The organism is Thiomicrorhabdus marina, from assembly GCF_017571465.1.
GTDB classification, from domain to species: domain Bacteria; phylum Pseudomonadota; class Gammaproteobacteria; order Thiomicrospirales; family Thiomicrospiraceae; genus Thiomicrorhabdus; species Thiomicrorhabdus marina.
In genome coordinates, this window is the sequence record NZ_JAGETV010000001.1 from 161,190 (window position 1) to 177,792 (window position 16,603).

Here is a 16,603-nt window from a genome sequence, read left to right on the forward strand (position 1 = left end):
CCTTATCCTTTAAATTTATTGACGTGCGGCGCGTTTACGATCGCGCTTATAAGCCGTGAAAGATTGATTTTTGTATGAGCCATCCAGCACGTAATCAGCAATCCACATAAACTCTTCTTTAGTACGCGTCGGGCCGGTATAACGAACAATCGGGTTGCCTTGCAGATCAAAAATAATCATCACCGGCGTCGCACGGACACGAAAAACTTTTTCAGCCATGTCTTGCGCACTCATGCTATCGCCATTAAAACCGACAACTTCGTTACTGCCTTCAATGTCATGCATATAAGTCAAGAAGTTGGAACGGTATTTTTCGATAACATCCGGCTCTTGCATAATCGTCGTACGCATGCGGTGGCAAAACGGGCACTCTTCCATATGAAAGAACACAAACACGCCTTTTTTTCCATCTTCTTTCGCAGTCTGCAAATCTTCCTGATAATTACCGAACGATTCATCAAAAAAGGGATCGGCAGCAACGGCATTTGATGACAAACTCAGGCTAAGTAATCCAAGTAATAAAGCGGCATAACCGATAAGCAATCGAGCCTTAAAATGGTGATTTGTTATTTGCAACGCAGCGCTTTTCATGCGAACTCCTCTTAATCTATCGTTATTTTACAATTGCCTACTCTCATGACGATTTTTTGCAAAGTAATCAGCTTGAGAAATATATCAACTTAATCGTTAGGACTAAAATCAATTGTTGGTGACACTGACCAAGAAAAATTTATAGCTTGCCAAAGAAATATATAGAAATAAAAAACGCGGTTAAGATGAATCTCAACCGCGTTTCAACATAGGAAACTGTGCGAAAGTTATTTCGACTGAAACGACTCGATAAAGTCTTCCAACATTTTGCTATCCACCATCCCTGTTCGAGCAGCAACGATTTTACCTTCCGGGGTGACCATATAAGTGGTTGGCAAGCCTTTTAAAGGACCAAATGGCGTATTGCGACCATCGGGCTTACCTTCAAAACGCACGATCGGGAAATTCACCATTTGTGACTCCGCAAAATTTTTGGCCTTTTGCGGGTCAATGTCTTCGTAATTGACACCAATTACAATCGCATCTTTTTTCGAATGATCTTCATGAAACATCACCAAATCCGGGATCTCTTTCAAACACGGCGGGCACCAAGTGGCCCATAAATTGACTACCACCCATTTACCGCGATAATCAGACAATTTACTTTTATTGCCATCTAGATCAACAAAGGTAACATCCGTTAACTCTTGCGCGTAACTTGGTGCGGCCATAAGAGATAAAGCGGTAAAAAGTGCTAGCAGTCCCGTTCTTGTTGAAGACAGAAATGTTTTCATAATCAGATCCCGTATTAGAAATTGGTAATAAAACTGGCGCCCATTGTAAGCAAACTTAGCTTGCGTACCAAGTCAGAAAAGTTGAACGCCATCTTCTATTCATAGTGTTTTGACGTGGGTCTGTTGAGCAGATGGCTAGGCACTGGCTTCTTGCGGCAGAACCGATTTGACTAAGGCGAGAGTCAAACGACGCTTCTCGACTAAAGTCGCTTCTTCCAAGAGATCCAATATCTGCATCAATTCCGGCAGGTTTTGCGAGCAGTGTTTAAGAAGATAATCACCGACATTATCCGGTAATTCGAAGCCTCGCTTACGACTATGGCGTTGCAAAGCACTGATTAATTCACTTGAATCGGCTAGAGGAAGTAATCCTATCGGCAAAACACTAACTAAAGCCTTTGCCAGTTCCGGCATAACAATATTCCAATTATTAATGTGGGTACCACCAGCCAAAAGTAAGGTATTACCCTGCACACTCGACTTAACAATCAAGTTTGCTAAAGCAACTTCCCAGTTTTTATTGCCGATAATCACGTCAACATCATCCAGACAGACCAGAGAGGTCTGTTCGAGGCCATGCAAAACATCGGGAATCAAAGGCAAAGACTCATCCCCCATCGGCAGATACACGCTGTCCTGATTACGTTCGGTCATAAACCGACAAGCGGCTTGCAACACATGGGTTTTACCAACACCTTGCACACCGCTTAAATAAAAAGCACTACCGCGTGGTTTGGACAAGGTGTTCTGCAGTACATTTAATGCCACTGCCACCGACTCTTGTTCGGCGACAAAGGTTTCAAAGCTTGCATCATCGCGCAGCCCCATTTTTAATGGCATTTGTACAAACACAGTACTTAGACTCCTTTCAAAGTATCAATCGCATATGAATTAGATTTTGTTCAATTTCTTACTGGCTTTTGTAATATATGCGCCAGTCTGTCAATCAACGAGCACCTATTCTACAGGCTCAACATAAGTAAAATTGGCATCAATCTGCCGTAACATTTCCGAAGAACGAACCACCGAAAACTGCGGCATAGCTGATAGCCATTGCATAAGACTGGCATAGTCACCACGAAAAGCAATTTGCAATTGCGCTAAACGATCTTGAACAGCAACCAAGTTAAGTTCGGTTAAGGTTGGCATATTACCCTGTAATACAGCCATCGCTTGCTGAATTGACTTTAAATCACTGACATTGGTCAAATTAATGATCACCTGATCGTTAATTTCTAACACTTCACGATTCAGTTCAACCAAACGCGCCATTACCAAGGCGACCATATCATCCATCAACTGGCTGCGGCTAGCATTCTCAGCTTTACCTTTCGCCAACACCGAACCGTTCTCGGAAAACAGATACCAACTCAATTCATAGCTGTCATCACGTTTGACCAATTTATAACTGAGTAATTTATCCAAATCGGATTGCACTAATAAATCCTGCAAAGCACCAATATTATTGGCCGGATTCATCGGATAAATCCACGGCGTCGACGACTGCGGAGTCTGCACTCTTAAAGCCATATCAGCAAACAGGTAGCGAAGATTAATGTCAATTCGGTATTGCAGAGTTTCTTGGTCAAGCTTGGTTACCGAACTATTTTCAACCAAGGTTCCCATTAATAACAATTCAGGGCGTAGATTCAGTGGCCAGATTTTAATTTGCGCTTGTGCTAGCGCCGCTTTGATCGCCACCTCATCGAACTTTAAACGTAATTTTTGACCGACCTGAACCCCTTCTTGCACAATCGGCACATAACTATAAGTTCGCAACCAATTACGAGCATTACTCAATAAAAACTCCGTTCGAGGCGAATCTAATAAAACGCTTTTGCCCGTCAGTCTCACTAACAATTTTTTCATGCCTGCTTCGGACAGTTGCACCAACTGCGTTTCATTTAATGCCACACTATTGCTATTCGAAATATCTGCCAACTCAACTTGGTAGAGATTTATCTCGGTAATCGGCGTCACCTCTGGTGGCGGTGCCGGTAGATTTGACTCAGATATAGGCGTTTGTAACGCCGAAGACGCAACATTTGCAGAACGATTTGATGTAATAAGCGATGTATTTGGTACTGTACTATGCGGGGTTTGGGAGCCAACTTCAGCATGTGCAGAGTGCGCACTGATGACACTTGGCAGAATAAATATAGTCGAGAGTAATAATTGCTTAAAAGTTCTCATATAGCGGCCTAAAAATTTCGTTACAATATCATAATATTTTTTTTGCAGACTTTAGCGTTTTTTAGTGGCTGTTTTACACCACTTGAATTCACTTTAGTCACAAATCACATTCAACCATGTCCATGCAAACTTGATGGATCTGTAACGGACTTAAAAGTTAGATAGAAGATTATGACTCAAAATACCCAATCAATCAGTTATAAAGACGCAGGTGTAGATATTGATGCCGGTAACGCTCTGGTACAAGCAATCAAACCTATTGCCAAAGCGACGACACGCCCTGAAGTTCCAGCCTCACTTGGTGGTTTCGGTGCACTCTTTGAATTGGACATGAGCAAATACAAAAACCCAATCTTGGTATCGGGTACTGACGGCGTTGGTACCAAACTACGTTTGGCGATTGACAGCGGCAAGCATGACCAAGTAGGGATTGATTTAGTAGCAATGTGTGTTAACGATCTAATCGTTCAAGGTGCAGAGCCACTATTCTTCTTAGACTACTATGCAACCGGTAAATTAGAATTGGACGTTGCCGTCGATGTGGTTAAAGGAATCGGCGAAGGTTGTTTACAATCAGGCTGTGCGTTAATCGGTGGTGAAACTGCGGAAATGCCGGGTATGTACCCGAAAGGCGATTACGACCTAGCCGGTTTCTGTGTTGGTATCGTAGAAAAATCTGATCTAATCGACGGCACGAAAGTTAAAGCCGGCGATGTCATGCTAGGCCTAAGCTCAAGCGGCCCGCACTCGAACGGTTACTCTTTGATTCGTAAAATCATTGAAGTGAGCGGCGAAGACATTAACCAAGAAATTGATGGTCAACCGCTGATCGACGCTCTGATGGCGCCGACTCGTATCTACGTTAAGCCATTGCTTGAACTAATGAAACAAATCGATATTCACGCCCTGTCGCACATTACTGGCGGCGGTCTACTGGAGAACCTTCCACGTGTTATGCCGGAAAACACCATGGCAAAAATCAATACTAACGCGTGGCACCGCCCACAAGTATTCGATTGGATTGCCGAGAAAGGTAACGTTACCTATGAAGAAATGCACCGCACTCTAAACTGCGGTATCGGCATGGTCATCGTGGTTGACGCAGCGGATCAAGAAAAAGCCATTGCTTCTCTTGAAGCAGCAGGCGAAACGGTTTCAGTCATCGGTACCATTGAAGCATCCGATTCAGTTGAACCGTCCGTTGAGTTGGTTTCTGAGTAAAATCAATTTTGGCGGTAAAGTCTTCTGCACTTTACCGCTTTACCAACTCAAATCAGATTGATTTTATAAAAACATTCCCCAAATGACAGACTCAACGGTTCAACACTCCCCCAAAAAAATTGCCGTGCTGATTTCCGGTAACGGATCCAATTTACAAGCTATTATCGACGACCAAGCCAAAACATCCGATCTCTATGTAATCGCTTTGGTCATATCCAATCGTCCAGACGCTTACGGATTAGAGCGCGCCAAGAAAGCCGGAATTGCCACCCTTTGTATCGATCATACCGATTATGCTTCGCGAGAAGAATTTGATACTCAAATGCAATTGCAATTAGATCAAGCCAAAATTGATTTAGTTGTCCTTGCAGGATTTATGCGCATTCTCACTCAAGGTTTTACTCAGCATTTTCTAGGTAAAATGTTAAACATCCACCCTTCGCTATTGCCTAAATACACAGGGCTACACACGCATAAACGCGCGCTTGAGGCGGGTGATACCGAGCATGGATTAAGTATTCATTTTGTAACGCCTGAACTCGATGGCGGCCCGGTTATTTTGCAAGCGAAGGTGGCGATAGAGAATGACGAAACCGAACAAAGTCTGCAACAAAAGGTGCATCAGCAGGAACATATCGCCTATCCGTTGGTTGTGCGTTGGTTCTGCGAAGAGCGCATCCAATTGATCGATAATCGAGTCGTTTATTTCGGACAACAGCTGCAACAACCGCTACTGCTTGCAGAGCAAACTTCGGATTAACCGGAGTACTGGAGACAATTTGAATAGCAAAGAGATTTTCTCTCATTTTGAGCCAAAACGTATCGTGACAATATTTATTGGCTGTTCACTCTTTGCAAGCACGCTGTTTTCTTCTAACGCTTTAGCAACAGCGACTTCTGCAACGTCACAGCACCAAGAAATTCCGAATTTCCAAGCCAATTTCCTCGTCAATCTTTATGGCATGGACCTCGGCAATAGCAAACATGTTTTCAACTGCTCTTCCGACAACGAAGACGATAACTCCAACTGTGAATTAACCACAGAGTCGATTCCAAAAGGACTAGCGAGTTGGTTTGTTAAAGACTCCGCCATAGAAACCATTAAAATCCAACAAAGCACCGACGCTTTTCTTTGGCAAGGCTATCAAAAACACATCATTCGCAGCAAAGGCAGTGATAAGAAAGATAAATTCCAAACCTACCAAGTCGAAGACAATAAAGTTGCTTATCTGGAAAAAGCGCTGCAATTTGACTGGAGTAGCGGTTTATTCGACACCACTTCTATTGTCTATGCCATTCAGTGGTACGCTTTAAATCAGATCGATATCAATCAAGCGCAATTGAAATTACAAAGCGGCAGACATCAATACGACATTACCTTTAAAGAACAGTACCAAAAATCTCGCGTACAACTGGAATATGATCGTCTCGAAGCAGAGAAATTCAGTTTTGGAAACGCACGATATGAGATAGACTTATGGCTATTGCCGCAAACGCATTACTTTCCTGGAAAGGTTCGAATTCACGATAGAGATGAAGACCAGACCTTAACGCTGACTTTACAGCAAGCCCCTGAATTTGATTAAAAAGACAAACCTATGAAACTTAGCGACCGCGATATTAAGAAAAACCTAGCCTCCGGCAAAATCGCCATCACACCTATGCCGGACGAATCCAAAATCAAAGGCATTAGCGTTGATTTGCGTTTGGACAATAAATTCCGCGTATTCAATGATCACACAGCGCCATACATCGATTTAAGCGGGCCACGAGATGAAGTCCAAAAAATCATGGATACGGTCATGGGTGATGAAATCGAAATCGCCGAGGGTGATGCGTTTTTCTTGCATCCGGGTGAATTAGCGCTAGCCGCAACCTTTGAAGCGGTTTCGATTCCAGACGATTTAGTTGGTTGGCTAGACGGCCGTTCCAGTTTAGCGCGCCTTGGATTAATGGTACATGTCACGGCTCATCGCATCGATCCGGGCTGGGAAGGTCAGATCGTTTTAGAAATCTTCAACAGTGGCAAACTGCCTTTGGCATTGCGTCCTGGCATGGATATTTGCGCAATTAACTTTGAGACCTTATCGAGCGCATCGGATCAACCTTATAACAAGCGACTGGATGCCAAATACCGTAACCAAAAAGGACCAACGGCAAGTCGCATCAACCAAGATCAGAAACAGGAAAAGCCAAAACCGGCCAGTCCACAACTTGACCTACTTGGCGAATAACCAGCTAGCAACTTAAGGCGGCAATGCCATTCACTTAGGAAATAAAGATTGCTTCACTAGGTTCGCAATGACGGTCATTGCGAGGCCCATTCTCATCTATGGGTCGTGGCAATCCCCTGTTTTAATAAACAAATCCCCTAAGTGAACAGCATTGACTTAAGGTTGGCTTTAAGAGAAACAAGCCAACCTCCCGTGCCACAATAGACGGCATATAAAAATCTCTAATTTTCACAATAAAATCTTTTTGAGATTTCGGTGCATTTTTCGCTTTACCTATGCTAAAAAATACCGATAATTCCAACTTTTAATCAATCCCGAATTCCGCCACATTTCTGACGGAAAACCTTACATTTTTTTCAACAATTCGATCTGCTCTTTTTCATCTAAAAAAGATGAGATCACCCCTAATTGAATTGAGGTATTACTATGCACATCGGCTTTATGATTGACCACTGGGAAAACCTGACCCCAACTAAAAACTCAACCATTTTAGTGATCCGCGAATGCCTCAAGCGAGGTCATAAGGTTTCTCTACTATATACGGAAAACCTAACCGTAAAGAACAATGTCGCTTATGCCAAGATGCTGCGCCTACAGCCGATGGAAAAAGTTCCAGATAATATTACCCAGTTCCACAAAAAAGCCGTCTTCAAAACAGTGCAAACACCGCTGCATAGCTTAGATAGCCTGATGATTCGTAAAGATCCGCCAATTGATGCGGTTATCTTCAACTTCTTGGACTCAATTAAAAACGAATGTGTCATTTTGAACGATGTCGATGGTATCCGTAAAGCCAATAACAAGCTGTTTACCAGTACTTTCAATGACCCGAACAATGATTATTTACCGATTACCTATGTGTCCAAAGACAAGGAGTTTATCCGCCAAACCATCAATGAAATGCCGGGCGATAAAGTTATTCTTAAACCCTTGGTCGGTTCAGGCGGTCACGGTGTCATCGTCTTGGAAAAGAACGCGCAATCGAATATTAGCTCGATTCTGGACTTCTATATTTCCGGTAAAGACGAAGCCAACTACGTCATTATCCAAGAGTATATTGAAGGCGCTGAGAAAGGTGATGTACGCGTACTGATGCTAAACGGTAAATATATCGGCGCTTACAACCGCCAACCGCCAGAAGGCGATATCCGAGCTAACATTCAGATTGGCGGCACGGCGCATAAATACAAAATGACTGACTCGCAAATGCAGGTGTGCCGTAAAATCGGCCCGCGTCTAGCAGCGGACGGTTTGTATTTCGTTGGCGTCGATATGATTGGCGATAAAATTTTAGAAGTGAATGTCTTAAATCCGGGAGGCATCTCTAATATCAACCGTCTAAACAAAGTCAAACTTCACCTTCAGGTTGTTGATTTTATTGAAGAAATGGTTCATGAAAAACAAGAAAAACATGCCGAACTCGAATATCTGCTAAAACGCCTAAGCGATTTACGTCAAAACGATCATTAATTACCCTCGAAACAAAAACGCCGATGAAATCATCGGCGTTTTTTTATTTATTCAGAGGCTGTAAGAACAGTTTATAGCCCATGTTGTCCGATTCATCCTCAAACGGATAACCCAAACTTTCTAGGTAAACCTCAAAATCGTGTTGTTGATGATCCGGCACTTGAACCCCAACCAAAACACGACCATAAGCCGCACCGTGATTACGGTAATGAAACAAACTAATATTCCACTCTTCACTCATGCGAGTTAAGAAGTTCAATAAAGCACCCGGACGTTCTGGAAATTCAAAACGATATAACAGCTCGTTTGGAATACCGCTAGCATGACCACCGACCATAAAACGCAAATGCAACTTAGCCATTTCATTATCGGTCATATCTTCAACCGGATAATCTTGCTCTTTCAAAGTCTGCACAATCGCTTCACGCTCCGGCACGCCGCCCTCGGTACGAACGCCAACAAACACCACCGCTTTCTGGTCATCCGAATAACGGTAATTAAATTCGGTAATGGAACGACGGCCGCCAAGGATTTCACAGAATTGTTTAAAACTGCCGGGACGTTCATCGATAGTTACGGCAAAAATCGCCTCGCGTTTTTCACCGAGCTCAGTACGTTCGGAAATATGTCGTAAACGATCAAAGTTCATATTGGCACCGGAAACGATACAACCGAGTTGCTTGCCACTGAATTGATATTTCTCGACATAACGTTTCATGCCGGCCACTGCTAAAGCACCGGCCGGCTCGGAAATAGCACGCGTATCAACAAAGATATCTTTAACTGCGGCACAGATTTCATCGGTGGTGACCGTGACCATTTCATCGACACAGGTCTTAGCAATAGCGAACGGCAACTTGCCGGCTTGTGCCACAGCAACGCCGTCGGCAAATAAACCGACTTGATTAAGCACAATACGTTCGTTGGCTTTAAGTGCTTCGGTCATACAAGGCGCATCCTCCGGTTCAACTCCAACTACGCGCGTGCTTGGCCAAACCTGTTTGATCACCGCGGCTACGCCGGCCACCAAACCACCCCCGCCGACTGGTACAAAAATAACGTCTAAGGGTGTCGGGTGCTGTCGAAAAATTTCTAGAGCAATCGTTCCCTGACCGGCAATGACATCAATATCGTCATATGGATGAATAAAGGTTAAGCCCTGCTCTTGCATCAGCTCTTGTGCATAAGCCGACGCTTCGTCAAATGAATCACCATATAGAACCACCTTACCGCCATGACGTTCAACCGCTTTGTATTTAATCGGTGGCGTGGTTTTCGGCATTACAATGGTTGCTTCAACACCGAGTTTTCCGGCCGCGAGAGCGACTCCCTGAGCATGGTTGCCTGCTGAAGCAGCAATAACGCCCTTTGCTTTTTGTTCTTCGGTCAACTGAACCATTCGGTTGTAAGCACCGCGTAGCTTAAAAGAGAAAACCGGTTGTAGGTCTTCGCGCTTCAACCAAATCTGATTACGGAAACGCTTGCTCAAAATCGGTGCTGAATCCAGCGGCGTTTCTTGCGCCACATCGTAAACCGGAGCGGTTAATACACGTCGTAAAATCTGTTCGGGCATAGGGAATCCATTTAGTCGCGGCAAGCAAGGGGAAAACGCTGAATAAGTCGGCAAAACTCGCTGGGCGCTTTATATTTAAAGGTTTTTTCGTGCCGCATAGTATAGCACCTGCAACTTTTTCAGAGTAAATTCGATTACGTCTATTTGAACCATTCATGAACGCAGCCGAATGAAGTATTTGCAATAGACCCCAGTCAATTAAGAATCTAGCAAGACTTCTGAAAGAATCTTTTCAAGATTCACGGGCAAAACACAGAGTTTCTCTATTAAACATAAGCATTCAATAATATACAATACGCACACTTTTTATTTCACTTTCACCAAGGAAACGAAGAACTCGACGCTCGAAGGGGTAAGTCGAGACAGAGGCTTGGTTAAATTTGCCTAAAACCATTTGGACTTATTCTCCGTTTCTCTAACATAAGGATTTATCCGTGTCACATCCAGTATTTATGCCTAGCAAGTTACAACTCGCGATTTTCTCCGTACTCTCTGTAAGCCTAAGCAGTCATGCCGTTTTAGCGAACGAGCAAACTCAGCTTCCGACAGTGAATGTAAACGAAACCGTCAACCAAGCACAGGTTTTAACGACTCCGGCAGAAGAGCTTGTAACCAATGGAAATTCCGAGACCGGCACGGCACTTCGTAATATCAATGGCGTTGACGCTTCTCGCATGGGTGGACATGGCGTTGACCTAAATATTCGCGGACAAAGCCTTTCGCAACTGAATATTTTATTAGACGGTGCAAAAATTGAAGGCGGCTGCCCGAATCGCATGGATCCTCCGACAGCTTACGCCGAGTTAAGTAGCTATGACACCATTACCGTAATCAAAGGTGTCGGAACCCTTACTCAGGCAGCTGGCGGAACAGGTGGCACGGTATTATTTGAGCGCGATGCCCCGCAATATAATCCTGAAAAGCCCGTTAGCGGTGAGATTAATCTAGGCACGACCGATAATGGTCTGAACGCAGACTTGAGTGCGACCGTTGAAGCGGTCGGTGAAAAAGGCTTTATCGTGTTACAAGGCTCTAAGAAAAGCGCGGAAAACTATCGCGACGGTAACGGCTATGAAGTGCGTTCCAGCTATGAAAGCAAACAGGGACACATTGACTTAGGCTGGACACCGAATAAACACCACATGCTGAAACTGTCTTACGAACAAAGCGTTATCGAAGATGCACTTTTCCAAGGCGCGATGATGGATTCTCCAGAATCGGACGGCCGCACCACCCGTCTGCAATATCGTGGTAAAGATCTGAACGGTTTTGTTAGTAACATCGAATTCGATGCTTACCACTCTGATGTTGACCATATTATGGATAACCATACCCTTCGGACTTTAGCCAGTGGTAGCATGCCGATGATTAACCAGACCGATGTATCGACGGATGGCGTAAAACTAAAGTTGACTTCAATGCTCGGCCATACTCAGTTGGATTACGGAATTCAAACCGAGATTGTTAAAAAGTTCTCTAATCTGAAAAACGGCATGGGAACATCTGTCTGGTATATGTGGCCGGATGCACAAACCACGACTAACTCGGTTTTCGCGGAATCAACCTCGTTCTTCAAAGATAACCAAAAAGTTATTCTCGGTCTTCGTTATGACGTGTTTGATGCCAAAGCGGACAGCGCCGACACAAGCACGGCTGGCGGCACCCCATCAGATGTGTATGCAAATGTTTATGGCTCAACTGATACAGACAATCAAGCCGATAAGCTAAGTGCGCTGATTCGTTATGAACGCCAGTTAGACGCCTCAACCGAATTCTATGCAGGACTTTCTCGTAGCTACCGTTTTGCGGATGCAACCGAACTTTACATCGTAAAAGGTTCGGCTTGGACCGGGAATCCTGATTTAAAACCGGAACAACACAACCAGTTTGATATGGGAATCGCTAAAAGCTACGCTAACGGAAGCCTATCCGCTTCGGCGTATTACGATGTGGTTGAGGACTATATCCTCTACTATTTTGATGGCGCAAACCAACGTTACGGCAATGTCGACGCTCATATTTACGGTCTAGAGCTCTCCGGTACACAGCAAATTTCGAAACAGTTCCGTATCGGCTTCGATACTAATGTCACCTTTGGACAGAACAAAACCGATGACCGCTACCTAGCGAACATGACACCGCTATCCGGCAAACTCTATACCGAATACCACGCCGGTAATACGTTAGCAGGAGCTCGAATTAACTTTGCTAAATCACAAGAAAATGTTAACGACAATATCAACGAACTAGAAACTGCGGGCTGGGGAACCCTAGATGTCTACGCTAACGTCAAGCTTCATAAAAACGCTTCGATGATGCTTGGTATTGACAATGTCTTTGATAAGGCCTATCAAAATGCGTTGAATCGAATCGATCCGACTACCGGTAAAGTCTATAACCTCAATGAGCCAGGTCGCATCGCTTGGGCAAAAGTCAAAGTCACTTTCTAGAAAGACTTTACTTTATAAAACCCCTTAAAATAATGCCCAACAATTCTTTAATTATTGCTGGGCGTTTTATCATTTACCTCTATGAAAAAGGCCTAAGGAAACGCAGAATAAGTCCCGATGGACTTGTTCTGCGCTTCCCTAACTAACAATGAAAACAGTCATGAACAATAAAATCACTCTGGGAATTATCCTGATCGGTGCGCTAATCGGCCTCGCTATGCTACTTACCCCGATGCAAGACAATAAAACCGGACAAGCACACTTAATTACCGCCGAAAAGCCAAAAGGCGGAGACTTCACGCTCTTGGCTTATGACGGCAAACACAGTCTGTCCGACTACCAAAACAAATTGGTATTACTCTATTTCGGTTATACCTTCTGCCCGGATATTTGTCCTACCAACCTAGGTAACTTGTCAGTGGCCTACCGCAACTTAACCGACAAGCAAAAGCAAAACCTGCAAATTCTATTTGTTTCGGTCGACCCTGAACGCGATACGCCGCAACGTTTAAAACAGTATTCCGACTATTTTGATGCCAATGTGCTTGGCTTAACCGGTACCCCAAAAGAGCTAATGGAAATTGCACAGCGCTATGGTGTTGTCTATGCAAGGGTCGATGATCCTAATAACGGTACGAATTACGCAGTTGACCATAGTGCATTCACCTATGTAATTGACAAGGAAGGTGTTCTTCAAGAACAACTACCACATGCGACCACACCGCAGACTTTTGTCAAAACCATTAGCAAGTATTTACCATAACTTATTAATATCTATAAAAATTCTATAGGATCTTTTATGAAAAACCGACTTTCTAAAACAATCGCCACCCTAACCTTAGGAATGGCCGCTACTTTTGCCAGTTTTGGGGCTTTCGCCGCCGATGCAGATCACATCAAAGTTGACAATCCATTTGCACGAGAAGTACCACCAACAGCACCGGCTTCGGCGAGTTTTATGACCTTAAGCAATGACTCCGGATCGGAAATTAAACTGGTACAAGCACACTCAGATGTGGCGAAAACGATAGAACTGCATACTCATACCAACGACGGCGGCGTGATGCGCATGCGTAAAATCGACTTTATCGCCATTCCTGCAAATGGCACAACCGAGCTGAAACCGGGCGGCCTGCACATTATGCTAATCGGCCCACACAACCCGATTAAAGTTGGGCAAACCGTCAATGTTGAACTTGAATTTGCCGACGGCAGTAAAAAGTCGGTCGACATGCCGGTTAAATCATTTATGGGGATGATGAAAAAACCGATGATGAATCACGGCGCCGGGCATAAGTGTGGCGGCGGGATGATGCACTAATAAAAATCTTTAGTGCCGAATAAATAGATAAGACTTTACTGATATAAAAAAACTCCTTAGAATCAACGGCCTGCAAAATCAAGGATAAGCATTATGAATAAACGTATTCTTTCTGCCGGAATTATCGCCTCAACATTCGTGACCAGCATGGCATTCGCAATGCCGAAGAACATGCCAAATCCAAGTGCTGAAGAGATGCTAAATCGCGATAGCGAATTAGCCAAAATGGGAACGCTTGATCTTTGCGTTAGATATAACTCTCTGACCGATGAAACACAAAAGAAAGCCTATATTCAAGAATTGGATATTCGCGGCCAGTTAAGCGGTCAGGATCACGAAAATATTCCGAAAAAAGTAGCGATCAATTCGATGACTATGTGCGGCATGTACATGGCGTTAGGCAAACCGCTGGCGGAACAGTCTCGTCAAATCCGTCCGATGACCTTTAAAACGGTTCATGTTTACGAAAACAATTATTTCGTAACCCAATCGGGCATGATTGTCGAAAGCTATGAGCGGAAAGAAGGCGTTATGCCTCCTGCCCTTGCAGTACCTACGCCGGAAGTTGAGCCGTCACCAACACTAAGAAAGTAAAACTCCTCTTTACTTGCTTTTTAGAACCGACAGCGTCTTGTGCTCTGTCGGTTTTTTATTAGGGTTTACTCAGAATGCATTTTGATACTCGAAATCGTAACCAATAAATAATTTTGCGCTAGCGGCTAAAGTGATTAAAATAGCGAGTTACCTTAAAAAAACAGATAAAAATTAGACCTTATTTTAGACAAAGGATACTCAAAGATGACACAAGATGAACTAAAGTTAGAAGTAGCTAAAGCGGCAATCGAATACGTTGTTCCAGATACTATTATCGGTGTTGGAACCGGTTCTACAGCAAACTTCTTTATTGATGAGTTGGCTAAAATCAAAGGCACAATCAAAGGCACGGTCGCCTCTTCGGAAGCGACCGCTGAGCGTCTGAAAGGTCACGGTATTCCTGTATTCGACCTAAACAGCGTTGACGAAATGTCGGTTTATATCGACGGCGCTGACGAAGCCGATCCAGGTCTATGCCTAGTTAAAGGCGGCGGCGGCGCGCTAACGCGTGAAAAAATCGTACTTGCGGTAGCCGATAAATTCGTTTGTATCGCCGACGATTCTAAAAAAGTCGACGTACTCGGTAAATTCCCGCTTCCGATTGAAGTGATTCCAATGGCGCGCAGCTATGTTGCTCGTGAAGTTGTTAAGCGTTTCGGCGGTGAGCCGGTTCTTCGTGACGGTTTCACAACGGATAACGGCAACGTTATTCTAGACGTGCACGGTCTTGAAATTGTTGATCCGGTATCAATGGAAAACGAACTGAACAGCATTGTAGGCGTAGTGACTAACGGTCTATTTGCAGCACGTAATGCCGATGTTTTCCTATGCGGAACCAAAGACGGCGTAGAAACCATCACTGCTAAATAAATTCTTAAGCGGCATATCCAAGCTCTGTTCACATTTCGTTGACAGAGCTCATGCCAAAATACTTTGGTGTTTAATTACCCAAAATTAACAAGTCTTAGGAGAGCCTTATGCAAAACATTGGCAGCAAACTTTTCGGGTTAGTGGTGGTTGCCCTGCTGGCCGCGTTAATTTACGCCACGGTTTTTTCAGATGGTTTAGGCAATGCGCCGGAAGTTAAAGTAACAACAAGCCAAGGGCAAGAAATCACCTTAAGTAAACCGATGAAACCGGTTTTGGTTAACTTCTGGGCCACTTCTTGTCCGGGCTGTATTGAAGAGATGCCGGCTCTTGCTGAAATGAAACAAGAACTGGGTGATCGTTTTGAATTAATCGCCGTTTCAATGGATTATGATCCAAAAGAACAGGTTGAGAAATTCATTCAGGCCAACCCTTACCCATTTAGTTTTGTGATGGATACAGACGGTAAAATCGCTAAAGCTTTTGGGGATGTGCTACTTACCCCAACCAGCTTCTTGATTGCACCGAACGGTAAGATTGTTTATCAGCAAATCGGTGAAGTGCATTTCGCACAAGTGACTGAACGCATCAAACAGATGAGCCCGCAGTTTTAATTCACTACAACGGTTCATGTAAAGCCACGTTAAGCGTGGCTTTTTCATTTTTAAAGCAGAAAATTAATGACCTCGAAACCGATCCAAGGGCTTTACGCCATAACCGACCCGGCGTTATGTCCAAATGACACACTGATCGATAAAGTTAACCAAGCGATTGATGGCGGCGCCAAAATCATACAGTACCGCGATAAGACGCAACCGTTTGCTGTGCAAAAAGCAATGGCTCATAAACTGGCAAAACTGTGTAAGCAACATAATGTCCTTTTCATTGTGAATGACTCCATCGAACTAGCGCAATATAGCCAAGCCGACGGTATTCACCTAGGTAAAGACGACACCGCAATCCAAGCAGCTAGAGTCGCTCTGGGAGAACAAGCGATTATCGGTATCTCCTGTTACAACTCGTTAGAACGGGCGCAACAGATGCAAAACCTCGGTGCCGACTATGTTGCTTTCGGTCGTTTCTTCCCGTCAAAAACCAAACAGAATGCACCGCAAGCAGAGATCAAGACATTACAACTTGCCAAACAAAAGTTAAAGATACCGCTGGTCGCCATCGGAGGAATCAACACCGACAATGCGCAACAATTGCTTGATTCCGGTGCGGATTCCATCGCCGTCATCCAAGGCATCTTCGCACAAGCAAACATTCAAAAATCGGCACACAGCCTTAGCAATTTGTTTCAAAGCGACAAATCGCTATAATGCTCCACACAAAATTTTAGAAAAGCCGTCGCA

The 16,603-nt window shown here is 44.1% G+C and carries 17 protein-coding genes; 12 read left to right on the top strand and 5 right to left on the bottom strand.

The genetic code is table 11. The features are described from left to right. Positions 1 to 15: 15 nt before the first annotated feature. From J3998_RS00795 to J3998_RS00810, 4 genes are all read right to left on the bottom strand, one after another. Positions 16 to 591 (bottom strand): thioredoxin family protein, encoded by a 576-nt coding sequence (locus J3998_RS00795; RefSeq protein ID WP_208146413.1) that lies wholly within the window; start codon positions 589 to 591, stop codon positions 16 to 18. A 227-nt stretch (positions 592 to 818) separates the two neighbouring features. After that, positions 819 to 1,325, bottom strand: coding sequence for a TlpA family protein disulfide reductase (locus J3998_RS00800; RefSeq protein ID WP_208146415.1), 507 nt, complete (start codon positions 1,323 to 1,325; stop codon positions 819 to 821). Positions 1,326 to 1,460: 135 nt separating this feature from the next. Next, positions 1,461 to 2,177 (bottom strand): DnaA regulatory inactivator Hda, encoded by a 717-nt coding sequence (gene hda / locus J3998_RS00805; RefSeq protein ID WP_208146425.1) that lies wholly within the window; start codon positions 2,175 to 2,177, stop codon positions 1,461 to 1,463. A 105-nt stretch (positions 2,178 to 2,282) separates the two neighbouring features. Further along, a complete protein-coding gene (locus J3998_RS00810; RefSeq protein WP_208146427.1) occupies positions 2,283 to 3,518 on the bottom strand; it encodes a DUF2066 domain-containing protein in 1,236 nt (411 codons plus the stop codon). A gap of 171 nt (positions 3,519 to 3,689) precedes the next feature. On the opposite strand from J3998_RS00810, the gene purM reads away from it, so the two are divergent. From purM to gshB, 5 genes are all read left to right on the top strand, one after another. Further along, entirely contained in the window at positions 3,690 to 4,739 is a 1,050-nt protein-coding gene (gene purM, locus J3998_RS00815) for a phosphoribosylformylglycinamidine cyclo-ligase (protein ID WP_208146429.1), read from the top strand. 82 nt (positions 4,740 to 4,821) lie between these two features. After that, entirely contained in the window at positions 4,822 to 5,499 is a 678-nt protein-coding gene (gene purN, locus J3998_RS00820; protein WP_208146431.1) for a phosphoribosylglycinamide formyltransferase, read from the top strand. Positions 5,500 to 5,518: 19 nt separating this feature from the next. Then, positions 5,519 to 6,325 carry a DUF3108 domain-containing protein gene (locus J3998_RS00825; RefSeq protein WP_208146433.1) on the top strand — a complete coding sequence of 269 codons (807 nt, stop codon included), beginning with the start codon at positions 5,519 to 5,521 and terminating at the stop codon, positions 6,323 to 6,325. A gap of 12 nt (positions 6,326 to 6,337) precedes the next feature. After that, on the top strand, positions 6,338 to 6,973 hold the full coding sequence (gene dcd / locus J3998_RS00830; RefSeq protein WP_208146435.1) for a dCTP deaminase: 636 nt from the start codon (positions 6,338 to 6,340) through the stop codon (positions 6,971 to 6,973). Between the two features lie 426 nt (positions 6,974 to 7,399). Then, on the top strand, positions 7,400 to 8,443 hold the full coding sequence (gene gshB / locus J3998_RS00835) for a glutathione synthase (RefSeq protein WP_208146437.1): 1,044 nt from the start codon (positions 7,400 to 7,402) through the stop codon (positions 8,441 to 8,443). A 43-nt stretch (positions 8,444 to 8,486) separates the two neighbouring features. Here gshB and ilvA read toward each other — a convergent pair whose 3' ends face one another. Beyond that, the gene (gene ilvA / locus J3998_RS00840; protein ID WP_208146439.1) at positions 8,487 to 10,016 is read right to left on the bottom strand and encodes a threonine ammonia-lyase, biosynthetic; all 1,530 of its coding nucleotides are present in this window, start codon (positions 10,014 to 10,016) and stop codon (positions 8,487 to 8,489) included. Positions 10,017 to 10,450: 434 nt separating this feature from the next. On the opposite strand from ilvA, the gene J3998_RS00845 reads away from it, so the two are divergent. The 7 genes from J3998_RS00845 to thiE all read left to right on the top strand — a co-directional run bounded on the left by J3998_RS00845 (position 10,451) and on the right by thiE (position 16,570). Next, entirely contained in the window at positions 10,451 to 12,466 is a 2,016-nt protein-coding gene (locus tag J3998_RS00845) for a TonB-dependent receptor domain-containing protein (RefSeq protein WP_208146441.1), read from the top strand. A 160-nt stretch (positions 12,467 to 12,626) separates the two neighbouring features. After that, a complete protein-coding gene (locus J3998_RS00850) occupies positions 12,627 to 13,229 on the top strand; it encodes an SCO family protein (RefSeq protein WP_208146443.1) in 603 nt (200 codons plus the stop codon). A 36-nt stretch (positions 13,230 to 13,265) separates the two neighbouring features. Continuing rightward, positions 13,266 to 13,787 carry a copper chaperone PCu(A)C gene (locus J3998_RS00855; protein WP_208146445.1) on the top strand — a complete coding sequence of 174 codons (522 nt, stop codon included), beginning with the start codon at positions 13,266 to 13,268 and terminating at the stop codon, positions 13,785 to 13,787. 93 nt (positions 13,788 to 13,880) lie between these two features. Beyond that, positions 13,881 to 14,381, top strand: coding sequence for a hypothetical protein (locus tag J3998_RS00860; protein WP_208146447.1), 501 nt, complete (start codon positions 13,881 to 13,883; stop codon positions 14,379 to 14,381). 204 nt (positions 14,382 to 14,585) lie between these two features. After that, a complete protein-coding gene (gene rpiA / locus J3998_RS00865) occupies positions 14,586 to 15,251 on the top strand; it encodes a ribose-5-phosphate isomerase RpiA (protein WP_208146449.1) in 666 nt (221 codons plus the stop codon). A 107-nt stretch (positions 15,252 to 15,358) separates the two neighbouring features. Then, positions 15,359 to 15,862 carry a peroxiredoxin family protein gene (locus J3998_RS00870; protein ID WP_208146451.1) on the top strand — a complete coding sequence of 168 codons (504 nt, stop codon included), beginning with the start codon at positions 15,359 to 15,361 and terminating at the stop codon, positions 15,860 to 15,862. A 66-nt stretch (positions 15,863 to 15,928) separates the two neighbouring features. After that, entirely contained in the window at positions 15,929 to 16,570 is a 642-nt protein-coding gene (thiE, locus tag J3998_RS00875; protein WP_208146453.1) for a thiamine phosphate synthase, read from the top strand. Positions 16,571 to 16,603 lie beyond the last annotated feature (33 nt).

Bases quoted from the DNA above. Each gene is read 5' to 3' on its own strand.
- J3998_RS00795 (WP_208146413.1), bottom strand. From the start codon at position 591: ATGAAAAGCGCTGCGTTGCAAATAACAAATCACCATTTTAAGGCTCGA.
- J3998_RS00800 (WP_208146415.1), bottom strand. From the start codon at position 1,325: ATGAAAACATTTCTGTCTTCAACAAGAACGGGACTGCTAGCACTTTTT.
- J3998_RS00810 (WP_208146427.1), bottom strand. From the start codon at position 3,518: ATGAGAACTTTTAAGCAATTATTACTCTCGACTATATTTATTCTGCCA.
- purM (WP_208146429.1), top strand. From the start codon at position 3,690: ATGACTCAAAATACCCAATCAATCAGTTATAAAGACGCAGGTGTAGAT.
- purN (WP_208146431.1), top strand. From the start codon at position 4,822: ATGACAGACTCAACGGTTCAACACTCCCCCAAAAAAATTGCCGTGCTG.
- dcd (WP_208146435.1), top strand. From the start codon at position 6,338: ATGAAACTTAGCGACCGCGATATTAAGAAAAACCTAGCCTCCGGCAAA.
- gshB (WP_208146437.1), top strand. From the start codon at position 7,400: ATGCACATCGGCTTTATGATTGACCACTGGGAAAACCTGACCCCAACT.
- ilvA (WP_208146439.1), bottom strand. From the start codon at position 10,016: ATGCCCGAACAGATTTTACGACGTGTATTAACCGCTCCGGTTTACGAT.
- J3998_RS00850 (WP_208146443.1), top strand. From the start codon at position 12,627: ATGAACAATAAAATCACTCTGGGAATTATCCTGATCGGTGCGCTAATC.
- J3998_RS00855 (WP_208146445.1), top strand. From the start codon at position 13,266: ATGAAAAACCGACTTTCTAAAACAATCGCCACCCTAACCTTAGGAATG.
- J3998_RS00860 (WP_208146447.1), top strand. From the start codon at position 13,881: ATGAATAAACGTATTCTTTCTGCCGGAATTATCGCCTCAACATTCGTG.
- rpiA (WP_208146449.1), top strand. From the start codon at position 14,586: ATGACACAAGATGAACTAAAGTTAGAAGTAGCTAAAGCGGCAATCGAA.
- J3998_RS00870 (WP_208146451.1), top strand. From the start codon at position 15,359: ATGCAAAACATTGGCAGCAAACTTTTCGGGTTAGTGGTGGTTGCCCTG.
- thiE (WP_208146453.1), top strand. From the start codon at position 15,929: ATGACCTCGAAACCGATCCAAGGGCTTTACGCCATAACCGACCCGGCG.